General features: G+C 66.6%; 13 protein-coding genes and 1 pseudogene. 11 read left to right on the top strand and 3 right to left on the bottom strand.

The annotated features are described in order from the left end of the window. The first annotated feature begins 151 nt into the window (after positions 1-151). The 8 genes from AC56DV_RS30620 (at position 152) to AC56DV_RS30585 (ending at position 9,237) form a co-directional block, all read left to right on the top strand. On the top strand, positions 152-2,239 hold the full coding sequence (locus AC56DV_RS30620; protein WP_496317969.1) for a TonB-dependent receptor plug domain-containing protein: 2,088 nt from the start codon (positions 152-154) through the stop codon (positions 2,237-2,239). Beyond that, on the top strand, positions 2,223-3,509 hold the full coding sequence (locus AC56DV_RS30615) for an ABC transporter substrate-binding protein (protein ID WP_496317968.1): 1,287 nt from the start codon (positions 2,223-2,225) through the stop codon (positions 3,507-3,509). Before AC56DV_RS30620 ends, AC56DV_RS30615 begins: the two co-directional genes overlap by 17 nt. A gap of 350 nt (positions 3,510-3,859) precedes the next feature. Then, positions 3,860-4,267: a hypothetical protein gene (locus AC56DV_RS30610; protein WP_496317967.1), complete on the top strand. Its 408-nt coding sequence runs from the start codon at positions 3,860-3,862 to the stop codon at positions 4,265-4,267. Positions 4,268-4,282: 15 nt separating this feature from the next. Then, positions 4,283-5,200, top strand: coding sequence for a LysR family transcriptional regulator (locus tag AC56DV_RS30605; protein WP_496317966.1), 918 nt, complete (start codon positions 4,283-4,285; stop codon positions 5,198-5,200). A 70-nt stretch (positions 5,201-5,270) separates the two neighbouring features. Beyond that, a complete protein-coding gene (locus AC56DV_RS30600; protein WP_496317965.1) occupies positions 5,271-5,966 on the top strand; it encodes a YoaK family protein in 696 nt (231 codons plus the stop codon). A gap of 135 nt (positions 5,967-6,101) precedes the next feature. Continuing rightward, positions 6,102-6,779 (top strand): LuxR C-terminal-related transcriptional regulator, encoded by a 678-nt coding sequence (locus tag AC56DV_RS30595; protein ID WP_496317964.1) that lies wholly within the window; start codon positions 6,102-6,104, stop codon positions 6,777-6,779. A 9-nt stretch (positions 6,780-6,788) separates the two neighbouring features. Then, complete coding sequence (locus AC56DV_RS30590) at positions 6,789-8,231, top strand: catalase (protein WP_496317963.1); 1,443 nt, start codon at positions 6,789-6,791, stop codon at positions 8,229-8,231. A 124-nt stretch (positions 8,232-8,355) separates the two neighbouring features. Further along, a complete protein-coding gene (locus tag AC56DV_RS30585) occupies positions 8,356-9,237 on the top strand; it encodes a hypothetical protein (protein WP_496317962.1) in 882 nt (293 codons plus the stop codon). A gap of 23 nt (positions 9,238-9,260) precedes the next feature. Here the strand turns inward: AC56DV_RS30585 and AC56DV_RS30580 are convergent. After that, positions 9,261-10,439: pseudogene (locus AC56DV_RS30580) on the bottom strand (exopolysaccharide biosynthesis polyprenyl glycosylphosphotransferase); the annotation flags it as partial. 114 nt (positions 10,440-10,553) lie between these two features. On the opposite strand from AC56DV_RS30580, the gene AC56DV_RS30575 reads away from it, so the two are divergent. Both AC56DV_RS30575 and nadB read left to right on the top strand, forming a co-directional pair. Next, entirely contained in the window at positions 10,554-10,721 is a 168-nt protein-coding gene (locus AC56DV_RS30575; protein ID WP_496317961.1) for a hypothetical protein, read from the top strand. Further along, on the top strand, positions 10,718-12,331 hold the full coding sequence (nadB, locus tag AC56DV_RS30570; protein ID WP_496317960.1) for an L-aspartate oxidase: 1,614 nt from the start codon (positions 10,718-10,720) through the stop codon (positions 12,329-12,331). Before AC56DV_RS30575 ends, nadB begins: the two co-directional genes overlap by 4 nt. 6 nt (positions 12,332-12,337) lie before the next feature. Here nadB and AC56DV_RS30565 read toward each other — a convergent pair whose 3' ends face one another. Then, positions 12,338-13,120, bottom strand: coding sequence for a substrate-binding periplasmic protein (locus AC56DV_RS30565; RefSeq protein ID WP_496317959.1), 783 nt, complete (start codon positions 13,118-13,120; stop codon positions 12,338-12,340). Positions 13,121-13,190: 70 nt separating this feature from the next. Here AC56DV_RS30565 and AC56DV_RS30560 point away from each other — a divergent pair, with 70 nt between their 5' ends. After that, on the top strand, positions 13,191-13,733 hold the full coding sequence (locus tag AC56DV_RS30560) for a GNAT family N-acetyltransferase (protein WP_496317958.1): 543 nt from the start codon (positions 13,191-13,193) through the stop codon (positions 13,731-13,733). A gap of 8 nt (positions 13,734-13,741) precedes the next feature. Here the strand turns inward: AC56DV_RS30560 and AC56DV_RS30555 are convergent, their stop codons facing one another. Further along, positions 13,742-15,829 carry a 3-hydroxyacyl-CoA dehydrogenase NAD-binding domain-containing protein gene (locus tag AC56DV_RS30555; protein WP_496317957.1) on the bottom strand — a complete coding sequence of 696 codons (2,088 nt, stop codon included), beginning with the start codon at positions 15,827-15,829 and terminating at the stop codon, positions 13,742-13,744. Positions 15,830-15,834 lie beyond the last annotated feature (5 nt).

Genomic DNA, 15,834 nt, shown 5'->3' with positions numbered 1-15,834 from the left:
TTCTAGCGTAATCAATCCAGCCGGAGCCAGCATTTTGGCGTGACGAAAACAACACGGTGTTCTTGTGATCATGCTGGAGTTCGGGAATACTGGCTGGCACCGGCGCAATTCCAGAGAATTCCACATTCAAATCGGAACAAGGAGACCACGGGTGACAGCAGCTTCGGCAGGTTCCCCTTCCCGGCGTCCTGCACGGCTTCCCTTTTGGCTTGCAGCCTGCTATCTGTGGCTGGCCAGCCCGGCCTGGGCCCGCGCGCAGGGCGGCGACGCGGCCTTCGACCTGAGCCTGGAGCAGTTACGCAACGTTAAGGTCCTGACCGCCACCAAGACCGCCATCCCCTACTATGACGCGCCGGCCATCGTCACCCTGGTGACGGCGGACGACATCGCCCGTTACGGCTACCTGACCGTGGCCGACGCGCTGTCGCACAAGGCCGGCTTCATCGAAAGCGACGACAGGCTGAACCACAGTTTCGGCGTGCGCGGCATCAGCGCGGGCGCCACGGCGGCCAGCCGGGGCATCAAGATCATGCTGGACGGCCAGCCCATCGCCTTCCGCAGCACCCAGCAGCAGCTGACCGGCTACGAATTCATCCCCATGAGCATGATCGAGCGCATCGAGATCGTGCGCGGGCCGGTGTCGGTGCTGTACGGCGCGGACGCGCTGCTGGGCGCGGTCAACGTCATTACCCGGCGCGGCGACGAGCAGCGCCTGGGCGCCGGGTACGAACGGGGCGCCGCCGGGCGCGACGGCGCCGTGCTGTCGGGCAGCGGCGGCGCGCAGCTGGCGCAAGGCTGGCTGGCGTGGGGTTTGCAGGCCGGCCGCGAGGACCGCAGCGGCCTGCAACTGCCGCGCATCTCGCCCGACTACCGGCGCTACGCCGCCGCGCCTTCCGCGGCGGCCGACGACTCCGAACCGCTCAGCCTGTACCTGCGCGGCGGCTGGCAAACCGGCGCGGACGAACTGACGGGCAGCCTGTTCTGGCAGCGCCAGGACAGCGACAATGTGTTCGCCGCCTTGAACCCGCTGCTGCGCACGCCCAGCCGCGTGGCGCTGAGCCAGGGTTTTGCGCGCGTGAACCTGTCGCGCAAGTTAAACGAGCGCCATACCCTGCGCGCCAGCCTCAGCTACAGCGAAGGCCGGCCCGCAGGCGGCGACCGGCTGCAGACCGGCGCCGCCGACTATTACCTGCTGCGCGATTTCGGCTACCGCGCGGCCGAAGGCAACGCCGAGTGGCTGTGGCAGCAAGGCCAGCGCGCCAGCCTGCTGGTGGGGCTGGACATGCTGCGCGACCGCACCGCGCTGGAATCAGTCCGCCGCCACAACGTAGCGGACGGCTATGAGTTCCAGCTCAGCCAGCCCGGCCGGCGCAGCTTGCGCAACCACGCCTTTTACGTGCAATGGCAGGCGCCGCTGACCGCGTCCTGGTCGGCCATCGCGGGCGGGCGGCGCGACCACCATTCGGTGTACGGCAACCAGCCCTCCTACCGCGCCGGGCTGGTGGGCATGCTGGCGGGCGACTGGCGCGTGAAGCTGCTGGCCGGCGCCGCTTTCGAGGCGCCCTCGGCCGAGCTGCTGTACCGCGGCGCCGTGCAGCCGGGCGATGTGCGCGGCAACCCGGACCTGGCGCCGCAGAAGTCGCGCACGGCCGAGGTGCAGTTGCTGATGCCGCCCGTTTCCAACCTGAACGCCGCATTCACGCTGTACCACACCCAGGTGCGCGGGCTGGTGACGCTCGAGCAGGCCTTCTTCAACCTGGTGGCGCGCAACAGCAGCGACGCCACCGTCAAGGGCGCCGAGATCGAGGTGCGCTACCAGCAGGACTGGCTGACCGTGAACGCCAACTACAGCCACGCGCGCACCGGGCGCAGCGTGAACCGCTACACGCTGGCGCCGCTGGCGCAGCGGCCGCGGGGCGAACTGTTCCCTCGCAACAGCGCCAACCTGGGCGCCAGCGCGAACCTGCCGGGACAGAAGCTGGTGCTGTCGCTGCAGGTGCGCCTGGTCGGCAAACGCCCCGCCGCCACCTCCAATGTTCTGCTGGCCAACCAGGAATACACGCTGGACGGCTACGCGGACACCACGCTGTCCGCGCGCTGGAACATCGACCCCCGCTCCTTCGTGCGGCTGCAGGTGCGGGACCTGGGCAACAGCCGCTACGTCGATCCCGGCGTGGGCGGCATCGACTATCCTTCGCCGGGGCGGCGCTACGGAGTGCAATATGAATATCGCTTTTAAGGCGGCGCTGCTGGCCTGCGGCGCGGCGGCGCTCGGCTCCTGCGGCGGGGGCGGCGGCGATGCAGCCACGCCGCTGCCGGCCAACCCGATCCGCGCCATGCTCGATCCCGGCGCGATCAACATCGGCTCCGTCGGCTGGCGCAGTTCCACGCGCGACGCCTTCCTGCTGGCGGCCAGGCAGATCAACGAGGCCGGCGGCGTGCTAGGCAAGCGCGTGAACGCCATCGCGCTGGTGGCGCGCGACAACGCCGAAGCGCAGGACATGGGCCAGCAGCTGCTGGACGGCGGGGTCTCGGTGCTGATGGTGTCGACCTCCACGCGGGTGCTGAACCTGCTGCCGCAGGCGCTGGCCAAGGGCGTGCCCATCCTGACCGAGTCCAGCTCCTCGCCGGCGCTGACCAGCATCGCCGATGGCGACCTGATCTTCCGCATCGGCGTGTCCGACGTGGACGCCACGCCGGTGCTGGCCAAGGTGGCGTTCGACGCGGGCAAGCGCCGTGCCGTGGTGCTGGTGAACGAGGGCGACGCTTTCGGGGCCGGCCTGAGCAGCCTGTTCTCGCCCGCCTTCCAGGCCCAGGGCGGCCAGGTGGTGCGCACCGTGACGGTCCCGTTCGGCCTGAAAAGCGGTTTCGCCCCCTATTTGAAACAGGTGATGGACGCGCAGCCGGACGTGATCCTGAACGGCATACTGGCGGCCGACATCGCCGCCAACGTGCTGAACGAATCGCTGACCAGCGGCTACGCCGGCCTGTGGCTGCTGCCCGGCACGGCGGCAGGCAACCAGACCTTTGTCGACAACCTGGCCGATCCGGCCCAGTTCAAGGGCGGCGCCAGCGGCGCGGCGGCCAGTTTCGGCGCCTATGGCAGCAAGTCCTACCAGTATTTCCGCAGCAGCTACATGGCGCAGTACGCGTCCGAACCGCAGGATTTCACGGCGCCGACTTACGATATCGCCATGGCGATGGCGTTGGCCATCGAACGCGCCGGCCGGGTCAACAATACCAGCAGCCCGACGCCGGCCATGATACGGGACAGCCTGCGCCCGGTCATGAACGCGCCCGGCGCCGCCGTGGCGCCGGACAATATCGGCGCCGCGCTGGGCCTGGTGCGCCAGGGGATGGAAGTGGACTACAGCGGCGCCTACGCCGCCGTCGACTGGGACGCGCGCGGCGATATCGTCGGGCAGATACCGTTTACGCTGTTCCGGCTCGATCCGCAGGCGCGCCGATGGGACGGCACCCAGCAAATTACCATCGCCATTCCCCGCTAGCGATATCATGCACCGCATTTATTGAATGCCAAACCCATCATGCAGCGCATGCATGATTCATTCATAATTCGCTAACGATGTAGGCCTATTCCTACCGCGCGTTGAGGAATCTCACAAGTAGTTACAATTGTTACCCTGCCTGGTGGGAATGTGTGCTTTTTACACAAAATGTGCATGCTATTATCCCCATCGCCTTGCAAGCGGCGTGCAAACGGCCTGCAAAGCGAGCATCATGTAATGCGCTGCACCAAATAGCAAAAGCATAAAACATTTGTTGTCTTTCGGAAATAAGTGGTATCATCCGCATCCACGCCGTCTGAAATGCGGCATGCAAAGGGGCAAACTCAAAGATGGAATTATTCAACAAATCCGGCGTTTTGGTAGCAACGGTGCTGGTTGCCGTTGGCGTACTGATCGGCGTGCAAGCGAAGGACGATATGGTCCCGCCCGCACCGGTCATCGAAGCGACGGCCTTGCAAATGAATAAAGGCGGCAATTTTGCTGCAGAGCGGCGATTGCGCGAATGGGCCGAACAGGGCTCGGCCGTGGCCCGCCGCGAACTGGCCCGCCAGTACCAGGCCGACAGCAACCGCCGCGACGAAGCCATCAAGCTGTTTGAAGACGCGGCCCGCGCCGGCGACACCCAGGCCGCCACCCAGTTGTCCGAAATGCAGCGCGAGGCGCGCGACGCCGAGCTGAGCAACATCAAGGAGGCGGCCGCCACCCGCACCGCAGCCAATACCTGGAACCGCTACTAAGCGCTACCACGGCCGATGGATAGACTGCGCGCACTGGAAGTGTTCGTCGAAGTCGTCCGCAAGGAAGGCTTCGCGCGCGCCGCCGAAGCCCTCGACACCTCCCCCGCCAACGTCACCCGCTACATCAGCGACCTGGAAGCGCACCTGCACACGCGCCTGCTGAACCGCAGCTCGCGCCGCATGTCGCTCACCTCCAGCGGCGAAGCGCTGTTCGAGCGCGCCAAGTCCATCCTCGATGAAATGGCCGAGGCCGAAGCCATCGTGTCCTCCGCCACCATGCAGCCGCGCGGCTTGCTGCGCATTAACGCGCCGCTCAGTTTCGGCGTGCAGCATCTGGCGCCGCTGTGGCCGCGCTTCATGGAGCGGTACCCGGACGTGCAGCTGGAAGTGGCGCTGATCGACCGCGTGGTCGACATCGTCGAGGAAGGCTACGACATGGCGATCCGCATTTCGCGCTCCGGCTCCGCCTCGCACGTGGCGCGCAAGCTGGCCAGTTCGGTCAACGTGCTGTGCGCGGCGCCCTCTTACCTGGCCAGACACGGCGCGCCCGCCACGCCGGCCGATTTGCTGAAGCACCGCTGCATCGGCTACAGCTACGCCGCCAGCGACGAGTGGCAGCTGCTGGACGCCGGCGGGAAGCTGCACACTGTCAAGATTCCCTTCATTATGCGCAGCAATAACGGCGACACCGCGCGCGCCGTGGCGCTGGGCGGCCAGGGCATCATCTGGCAACCCACCTTCCTGATCGGCGCCGACCTGCGCGCCGGCCGCCTGGTGCAGGTGCTGCCGGACTTCCGCATGCCCGATATCGACATCCAGGCGGTCTACCCGAGCCGGCGCCACCTGAGCGCCAAGGTGCGGGTGATGATCGATTTCCTGGTGGAGCAGTTCAAGGACACCCCGCCCTGGGACCGCCCGGGTACCGCCGCATAGGGCATAAGGGAGAGCGCGTTCTTGCGCGCCCTGCGTTAAAGTGCCTCCATTTACTAATGGAGCACCTTTCATGGCGGACAGCAAGAACGAAGTACAAGCATCCCGGCAAGCGGTAGCGCTGGGCCTCCTCGCAGGTTATGTGGACACGCTGGGCTTTGTGGCCCTGTTCGGCCTGTTCACGGCCCACGTGACCGGCAACTTCGTGCTGATCGGCAGCGAACTGGCGCGGCCCAGCGGCAACAGCGTACTGATCAAATTCCTGGCCTTCGGCACCTTCGTGGCGGGCGTCGCCTTCACCCGGCTGTACATCCTGTGGCTGGAGCGGCGCGGCATGGCGCCGCTGCGCTCCGTGTTCGGGCTGCAACTGGTATTGCTTATCGGCTTTATGCTGGCCGGCCTGGCCGCTGCCCCGCTCACCGTTTCCGACGCCCCGCTGGCCCTGCTGGCGGGCGCCATCGGCGCTGCCGCCATGGGCGTGCAAAACGCCGCCGCCAAGCTGCTGCTGTCCAGCCTGACGCCCACCACGGTCATGACCGGCAACGTCACCCAGCTGGTGATCGACCTGGTGGACGTGGCGCGCGGCGGGGCCGACCAGGCCATCCACCGCCGCTGCGCCAAATTCCTGTGGCCGATACTGGCTTTCGGCGCCGGCTGCATCGGCGGCGCTTTTGCATACGTTTACGCCGGCTTCTACGGCTTGCTGCCGGCTATCGCGCTGCTGGCCTGGCTTACCTGGGGCGCCAAGCCGCAGCCGGCCGCGGCGTAGGGCGGCTTGCAACCATCTGCAAAATCCGCGTTAACCCCGATTAACATCTCTTAACTTGATCTGCTTACCTTGCCCGTCCATCATAAATGCATGAGAAGCAACAGCGTTCGCTGCTGCAGTACGTAGGAGATCACCATGCGGATCAACACCGTCAACATCCACATCATGCATGAAGACCCCGTCATGACGGCGGGGCTGCGCGCCATCCTGGGCGAACATGCCGACTTCACCGTTTCCACCCACGCCGTGTGCCCGCACGCGCTGAGCATGGCGCATGTGATCGTGGCCGACTACCAGAGCGGCATCGCGGCTGCGCGCCAGATGCCGCAGGACCGCTACAGCCCGGCGCCGCGCGTGCTGATCGTGACCCAGTTCGACAAGGAATGGGAAGTGCGCATGGCCATGGACAGCGGCGTGCACGGCTACCTGCTGCAAGGCTGCAGCGCCGAGGAGCTGGCCAAGGCCGCGCGCCTGCTGAGCCAGGGGCTGCGCTACCTGAGCGAGTCGGTGACGCGCTGCGTGGCCGACAGCCTGAGCCGCGAATCGCTGACCGGCCGCGAAACGGACGTGCTGCGCCTGCTGGCCCAGGGCTGCTGCAACAAATCCATCGCGCGCGAGCTGGGCATCGGCGTGGGCACCGTCAAGACCCACGTCAAGGGCCTGATGAGCAAGCTGGACGCCACCGCCCGCACCCACGCGGTGGTGGTGGCCACGCAGCGCGGCCTGATCGGCCCCAGCCAGCGCGCCACCGCCCCCAAGACCCTCATGCCCCGCGCGCAGGCCAACGGTTTTCACAACGCAGCACTACAGTAAGGACATCCTATGAACAAGCTGACCACAGCTTTTGGCGCGCCAGTTCCCGACAACCAGAACATCCAGACCGCCGGCCCGCGCGGCCCCGCCCTGCTGCAGGACGTGTGGTTCCTTGAAAAGCTGGCCCACTTCGACCGCGAAGTGATCCCCGAGCGCCGCATGCACGCCAAGGGCGCCGGCGCCTACGGCACGTTCACGGTGACGCACGACATCACCAAGTACACCAAGGCATCGCTGTTCTCGCAGATCGGCAAACAGACCGAGCTGTTCGTGCGCTTTTCCACCGTGGCCGGCGAGCGCGGCGCGGCCGACGCCGAGCGCGACATCCGCGGCTTCGCCATCAAGTTCTACACCGAACAGGGCAACTGGGACCTGGTGGGCAACAACACGCCGGTGTTCTTCCTGCGTGACCCGCTCAAGTTCCCGGACCTGAACCACGCCATCAAGCGCGACCCGCGCAGCGGCCTGCGCAGCGCCAACAGCAACTGGGACTTCTGGACCCTGCTGCCGGAAGCGCTGCACCAGGTGACGGTGGTGATGAGCGACCGCGGCATCCCGCGCAGCTACCGCCACATGCACGGCTTCGGCAGCCACACCTTCAGCTTCATCAACGCCAACAACGAACGTTTCTGGTGCAAATTCACGCTGAAGACGCAGCAGGGCATCGCCAACCTCAGCGACGAGGAAGCCACCGCCCGCATCGGCGCCGACCGCGAAACCCATCTGCGCGACCTGTACGACAGCATCGAAGGCAAGGACTTCCCGAAATGGACGCTGTTCATCCAGGTGATGCCGGAGAAGGAAGCGGCCACCTGCCCTTACAATCCGTTCGACCTGACCAAGGTCTGGCTGCACAAGGACTATCCGCTGATCGAAGTGGGCGTGCTGGAGCTGAACCGCAATCCCGAGAACCACTTCGCGGAAGTGGAGCAGGCCGCGTTCAATCCTGCCAACATCGTGCCCGGCATCAGCTTCTCGCCCGACAAGATGCTGCAAGGCCGTTTGTTCTCCTATGGCGACGCGCAGCGCTACCGCCTGGGCGTGAACCACGCGTCGATCCCGGTCAACGCGCCGAAGTGCCCGTTCCACAGCTACCACCGCGACGGCCAGATGCGGGTGGACGGCAACCAGGGCGGCGCCACGCCGTACGAGCCGAACAGCTACCAGGAATGGGTGGAGCAGCCCGACTTCCGCGAGCCGCCGCTGGCGCTCGAAGGCGCGGCCGACCACTGGAACCACCGCACCGACGATGACTATTACACCCAGCCGCGGCTGTTGTTCCAGCTGATGACGCCGGCCCAGCAGACGCTGCTGTTCGAGAACACGGCGCGCGCCATCCTGGGCGCATCGCAGCAGGTGATCGACCGCCACGTGGACAACTGCACCAAGTGCGATCCGGCCTACGGCGCCGGCGTGGCCGCCGCCATCGCGCGCATCCACAACGTCACGTAACGTGGGGTAAGCCGCCGCAGCCGCTGAACCCGGGGCTTCCAAAAAGTTCCCCTCCTCCGCTTGAGCTTCCTCAGTCCGCCCGGCGCCGCCAGGCGGATACTGGAGTCAACCGGAGGAGAGCGCCGTGGCCCACCATCAGCAATTCCTGGACAGCCTGCACGCCTACACGCAGCGGCACCGCGCCGAACCATGGCGCGGCAACTTCAGCCAGTTCATCGAACAGGTGCTGGCCGCCGCGCCCGGCGCACCCGCCCTGCTGGCGCGCAACTCGCACCAATACATCTGGGACATGCTGCGCTGGAGCGGCGCCGGCAATCAGCCGGGCAGTCAGCCTCGCGGCCAGCCTTGTGTCGAGCCCGGCAAGGACCTGTTTTCCAGCGAACTGTTCGGGCTGGACGGCGCGCTGGCCCGCGTGAGCGCCTATTTCCAGGCCGCTGCGGCCGGTTCGGAAGTGGGCCGCCGCCTGCTGCTGCTGCTCGGTCCGCCATCCGGCGGCAAATCCACCCTGGTGATCCTGCTCAAGCGCGGACTGGAGGAATACAGCCAGACCGACGACGGCGCGCTGTACGCCATCGCCGGCTGCCCGGTGCACGAATCGCCGCTGCACCTGCTGCCGCACAGCGTGCGCGCCGCCTTCCGCGACACATACGGCGCCGTGGCCGAAGGCGAACTGTGTCCGCATTGCCGCGCGCGCCTGGAACGCCAGCACGGCGGCGACTTCCTGCACATGCCGGTCGAGCGCCTGTTCCTGTCGGAAGCGGACCGCTGCGGCGTCGGCACCTATGCGCCGCACGACCCGGCCACCGCCGACATGGCGGACCTGGTGGGCTCGGTCGACCTGTCCAAGGTGGCCGAGGTGGGCGACGAGGGCGATCCGCGCGCCTGGTCCTGGTCCGGCGCCGTGTACGCGGCCAACCGCGGCGTGCTGGAGATGATAGAGATCCTGAAAGCCAAGCGCGAATTCCTGCAGCGCACCGCGTCGTCCACCGACGCGCCGTACTGGTAGCGCACCTGCGCCAGCCCGGTAATCCCCGGTTTGATGCTGTGCCGCACATTGTAGTAAGGCACCTCGTCGCCCAGCTGCGCGACGAAATAAGCCCGCTCCGGCCGCGGGCCGACAAAGCTCATCTCGCCGCGGAACACATTCAGCATCTGCGGCAGCTCGTCGATGCGCAGCTTGCGTATCCAGTGGCCAACCCGGGTCACGCGCGGATCGTCCTGCGCGGCCCAGCGCGGCCTGCCGTCGCCCTCGGCGTCGCTGCGCATGCTGCGGAACTTCAGCACCTTGAACAAGCGCCCGTCCTTGCCCACCCGCTCCTGCTGATAGAACACCGGCCCGCCGTCCTCGGCCACGATGCACAGCGCCGTCAGCAGCATCACCGGCATGGCCGCCAGGCAGATCGCCCCGCTGGCGGCCAGGTCGAAGGTGCGCTTCACGCTGGCGCGCAAGAAGCTCTGGTCGAAGCCGCCGCCGAAGATCAAATAGCTCGGCTGCAGCGTATCGATGCGGATCTGGCACGCCTCGCGCTCGAAGAAGGCCGCCGCGTCCACCACCCGCACCCCGCCCAGCACGCATTCCAGCAGCTGGCGCACCGGATAGGCGCCGCCGCGCCGGTCGCCCAGCGACACCACCACCTCGCCCGCGCCGTGCGCGCGCGCCAGCTCCAGCAGCGACGGCCCGGCCGGCAGCAGGCAGGACGCCGCCACCCGGCGCTCCTCGCCCGGCACCGACACGCAGCCCACCACGTGGAAGCGCTGAAAGCCGTGCTTGCTGACCGCCAGCTCCATGCATTCCTGCGCCAGCGCGCCGTCGCCCAGCAGGATCAGCCGGTCCGCCATGCGGTCGGTGCGCACCGTGGAGAACAGCAGCAACCGGGTCAGCAGCACCGCGCAGCCGCCCAGCAGGAAGGCGAACGAGCCCAGCCGCGCCGCGCGCAATGCCGGCAGCATGCTCGACAGCACGGTCAGCAGGCAAAACGCCAGCAGCAGCGCCGGCACGATGCGCAGCACCGTCTGGCGCAGCGCGTGGCCCGGGTGCAGGCGGAAGTCGGACTGGTACATGCCCAGCGTGCCCATGCTCAGCACGATCAGCAGCGCGAACAGCACGGCGCTCCAGTACACGCTGCCGGGCCGCGACGCGCGCTGCGTCTCGGCCAGCCAGGCCAGCGAAGCCAGCCCGGCGGCGCCCAACAGCAGCGTCACCTCCATCAGCAGCAGGATAAAGGCCATGCGCGGCACATAATGGTTAAAAATTCGGATCACGGCTCGCTCCCGCGCCCGTCGGATGGGCGCCCGCGCCACCGCGCCTGCAGTGGTTCAGCCATGATGCCGCGCACATTCGGCAAGCGCCTTGAGCCGCAACAAGCCCGGCGCACCGCAAACCCGCGCCAGATCAACATCGTGCGCGAAAATGACCGCCGCATGACAGGCTGGCGGCAAATGGTCTATAGTCTTGCTTCCCTACTCAGCAATGTGAACCGTGAACCATGAAATTTGATGTTGCGATTGTCGGCAGCGGCCTGGCCGGCCTGTCGGTGGCGTTGCACCTGGCCGAAACGCGCAAGGTGGCGATTATTTCGAAACGCGAGCTGCTGGACGGCGCCAGCAACTGGGCCCAGGGCGGCATTGCCGCCGTGCTGGACTCGGGCGACAGCCACGACCAGCACATCGCCGACACCCTGGTGGCCGGCGGCGGCCTGTGCGACACCGACGCCACCCGCTTCATCGTGGAAAACGGCCGCGCCGCCATCGAGTGGCTGATCGAACAGGGCGTGCCCTTCACGCGCGACGACAGCGCCGAGCTGGGCTTCCACCTGACCCGGGAAGGCGGCCACAGCCAGCGCCGCATCATCCATGCGGCCGACGCCACCGGCCACGCGGTGCAGGTCACGCTGGAGCAGAAAGTGCGCGCGCACCCGAACATCAGCCTGTTCGAGCACCATTGCGCGATCGACCTGATCACCTCCGACAAGCTGGACGCCAAAGCCCAGCACCGCAACCTGCAGCCCAAGTGCCACGGCCTGTACGTGCAGGACGTGCGCAGCGGCGAAGTGCACACGGTTGCCGCCGAGCACACCGTGATGGCCACCGGCGGCGCCGGCAAGGTCTATTTATATACCACCAACCCGGACACGGCCAGCGGCGACGGCATCGCCATGGCCTGGCGCGCGGGCTGCCGCGTGTCCAACATGGAATTCATCCAGTTCCACCCGACCTGCTTGTACCACCCCTACGCCAAGTCCTTCCTGATCACCGAAGCGATCCGCGGCGAAGGCGGCCTGCTGAAGCTGCCGCCCGAAGCGGGCCCTGCGGCCGGCATGCGCTTCATGCTGGCGCACGACGAGCGCGCCGAACTGGCCCCGCGCGACGTGGTGGCGCGCGCCATCGACTTTGAAATCAAGAAACGCGGCCTGGACTATGTGCACCTGGACATCAGCCACAAGCCGGCAGCCTGGCTGATCGAGCATTTCCCCACCATCCACGCGCGCTGCCTGGAGCTGGGCATCGACATCACCAAGGAGCCGATCCCCATCGTGCCGGCCGCGCACTACACCTGCGGCGGCGTGGTGACCGACCTGCAGGGCCGCACCGACCTGCCGGGCCTGTACGCGGTGGGCGAAACCGCCTGCACCGGCCTGCACGGCGCCAACCGCCTGGCCTCGAACTCGCTGCTCGAATGTGTGGTGATCGGCCGCGCCTGCGCGCAAGACATCGAAAGCAAGGAACGCCTGGGCACGCCCTACCTGCCGGACTGGGACGAAAGCCGGGTGACCGACGCCGACGAGGAAGTGGTGATCTCCCACAACTGGGACGAGCTGCGCCGCTTCATGTGGAACTATGTCGGCATCGTGCGCACCACCAAGCGCCTGGAACGGGCGCAGCACCGCATCGCCCTGCTGAAGGAAGAAATCGACGAGTACTACCAGAACTTCCGCATCACCAGCGACCTGCTGGAGCTGCGCAACCTGGTGGACGTGGCCGGCCTGATCGTCAACAGCGCGCTGCAGCGCCGCGAAAGCCGCGGCCTGCACTTCAGCCGCGACTACCCGGAAACGCTGCCGAAAGCGCTGCCCAGCATCTTGACGCCGACACGCCGCTAAGCGCCGCTAGGGAATGTCCACGTCGTAGCGCATGCAGAGGCGCTTCAGTTCGCCGCTTTCGATCAGCGCATCGAAGGCGGCGTCAAAGGCGGTGCGGATCGGGTCGTGGCTGGCGCGCTTGGGGAAGGCGAAATAACCGTCCTGCACCTGGATCACCTGGGGCAGCGCCAGCACCAGCCCGTTCAGCTTCAGTGCGGCCAGCACCGGCTCGGTGTTGCGCCGGTTGCTGGCGAACAAGGCCACGTGCTTGTAGGTCAGCATCAGCAGCCCGTTCTCCACATTGTTGGCCACGCTGATGCGCAGGCGCGGCCGCGCCGCGTCGAAGCCGGCGCCGTAAGCCCAGCCGTTCATCACCACGATGGGCTTGCCCTCCAGCGCCGCGTAATCGCCCTGCCAGCCGTGGCTGGCCCCGGCCAGCGCGTAGAACACCATGTCGTCGCGGTAGAAGGCCGAGTGCGAAAAAGCCATGCGTTCCAGCCGCTCGGCCGACTTGTAGGGGCCGACCAGGATGTCGGCCATGCCTTGCGCCACCATCGCTTGCGCGCGCGCCCAGGGATAGATCTCGAAACGCACCGTGTCCTTGTTGCGGCGCGCCACCATGCGCACGATGTCCGGCCCCATGCCGATGAACTCGCCATCCGCGCGGCGTTCGAACACGCGCTCGAAATGGGCGCCCACCACCAGCAGTTCGCGCGCGCCGGCGCTTGCCGAAGTCAGCCCCAAGATAATCCCAATAGTCAGCGCGGCCAGCATGCTGACGCCTGCGGCAACTTTCGGTAGTCTATGCATTCATTCTCCTGATGCACTCATCATACCCAAGAGCATGGACTAGTCAAAAGAATTGCATTAACGTATGGTCATGACAACGCAAAACCAGCTCCGCGCCGCCCGCCTGGACGACGTCCCCCGCATGGAAGCGCTGATCGCCCAATCCGGCATCGCGCTGAGCGTGGGCTTCTATACCCCGGAGCAGGCGCAGGCGGTCACCCGCCACGTGTTCGGGGTCGACACCCAGCTGATCGAGGACGGAACGTATTTTATTATCGAGCGCGACGGCGAGGCGGTGGCCTGCGGCGGCTGGAGCAAGCGCGCCACACTATTCGGCGCGGACCGCACGAAGACCGGCCCGGACCGCCTGCTGGACCCGGCGCGGGAGCCTGGCCGCATCCGCGCCTTCTTCGTGGCCCCGTCCGCCGCCCGCCAGGGCTTGGGAAACATGCTGATGGAGCACTGCCAGCGCGAAGCGGCTGCGCAGGGCTATTTGACCCTGGAGCTGGCGGCCACCATGCCCGGCGTGCCGCTCTACCTGGCCAGCGGATTCGACGTGGTCGAACCGTTTGAAATCACGCTTCCGGGCAACATCAGCGTACCGCTGGCCCGGATGCGCAAGCGGATTGGCTAAGCTTCCGCTCAGCCGTTGAAGCCCTTGCCCTCGGCGGCCAGCTTCACCAGCAGCGGCGCCGGCTTCCACGCTTCGCCGTGGCGGCCGCGCGACAGGCGCTCGATGGTGCCCAGCACGTTCGGCAGGCCCACCGTGTCGGCGTAGAACATCGGGCCGCCGCGGTGCAGCGGGAAGCCGTAGCCGGTCAGGTAGACCATGTCGATGTCCGACGCGCGCAGCGCGATGCCTTCTTCCAGGATCTGCGCGCCCTCGTTCACCAGCGCGTACACCAGGCGCTCGACGATTTCCTGGTCGCTGATCTTGCGGCGCACCACGCCGATGTCTTCCGAATGCTTGACGATCATGGCGTTGACTTCCTGGTTCGGGTAAGCCTTGCGGTCGCCGGCCTTGTAGTCATACCAGCCGCCGCCGGTCTTCTGGCCGTAGCGGCCCATTTCGCACAGCAGGTCGGCGGTCTTCGAATAGGTGATTTCCGGCGATTCCACGTAGCGGCGCTTGCGGATGTACCAGCCGATGTCGTTGCCGGCCAGGTCGCCCATGCGGAACGGGCCCATGGCGAAGCCGAACTTCTCCACCGCCTTGTCCACCTGCTCCGGCAGGCAGCCCTCTTCCAGCAGGAAACCGGCCTGGCGGCTGTACTGCTCGATCATGCGGTTGCCGATAAAGCCGTCGCACACGCCCGACACCACGCCGGTTTTCTTCAGCTTTTTCGACAGCGCCAAGGTGGTGGCCAGCACGTCCTTGCCGGTTTCCTTGCCGCGCACGATTTCCAGCAGCTTCATCACGTTGGCCGGGCTGAAGAAGTGGGTGCCGATCACGTCCTGCGGACGCTTGGTGAAGGCAGCGATCTTGTCCACGTCCAGGGTCGACGTGTTCGAGGCCAGGATGGCGCCCTGCTTCATCACCTCGTCCAGCTTGCGGAACACGGTTTCCTTCACGCCCATGTCCTCGAACACGGCTTCCACCACGATGTCGGCGTCGCCGATTTCCTCGTAGTTCATGGTGCCGGTGATCAGGGCAACGCGCTGGTCGAACTTCTCCTGCGTCAACTTGCCCTTTTTCAGGGTGTTTTCATAGTTCTTGCGGATGGTGGCCAGGCCTTTTTCCAGCGCCTCGGCCTTCATTTCCAGGATGGTGACGGGGATGCCGGCGTTGGCGAAGTTCATGGCAATGCCGCCGCCCATGGTGCCGGCGCCGATCACGGCCGCCTTCTTGATGGCGCGGGTCGGCGTGTCGGACGGCACGTCCGGCACCTTGCTGGCCTGGCGCTCGCTGAAGAAGGCGTGGCGCAGCGATTTCGATTCGGTGGTCTGGATCAGCGACAGGAAGCGCTCGCGCTCGAACTTCAGGCCGTCCTCGAACTTCATGGTCACCGAAGCGGCCACGCATTCCACGCATTCCAGCGGCGCCGGGAACGGGCCGGACATGGCTTTCACGGTATTGCGGGAGAATTGCAGGAAGGCTTCATGGTTCGGGTAGTCCACCTTGCGCTCGCGCACTTTCGGCAGCGGACGCGCGTCGGCCACTTTACCGGCGAAGGCAATGGCCGATTCCAGCAGGTTGGCGTCGGCCGCGAACACTTCGTCGAAGATGGCCGTTTTGGCCAGCTTTTCGGACGCCACCGGGGTGCCGGACACGATCATGTTCAGTGCCATTTCCAGCCCCAGCACGCGCGGTAGGCGCTGCGTGCCGCCGGCGCCGGGCAGCAGGCCCAGTTTCACTTCCGGCAAGGCGATCTGCGCGCCCGGCATGGCCACGCGGTAGTTGCAGCCCAGCGCCAGTTCCAGGCCGCCGCCCATGCACACGGTATGGATCGCCGCCACCACCGGCTTGGTCGATTCCTCCACGGTGCGGATCAGCGAGTGCAGGCTGGGTTCGGCCAGCGCCTTCGGCGAATTGAATTCCTTGATGTCGGCGCCGCCGGAGAAGGCCTTGCCCGCGCCGGTGATGACGATGGCTTTCACCGCGTCGTCCGCCAGCGCCTGTTGCATGCCCTGCACCGCAGCGCTGCGGGTGGCGTGGCCCAGGCCGTTGACCGGCGGGTTGTTCAGCGTGATGACGGCTACGGAACCGTGAACTTGGTATTCGGCACTCATGTCTC

This window comes from Massilia sp. BGA-UO-ETr-WB1 (genome assembly GCF_059567845.1).
The sequence above is the reverse complement of the archived record's forward strand: the minus strand, read 5'-3'. Positions and strand labels throughout refer to the sequence as shown.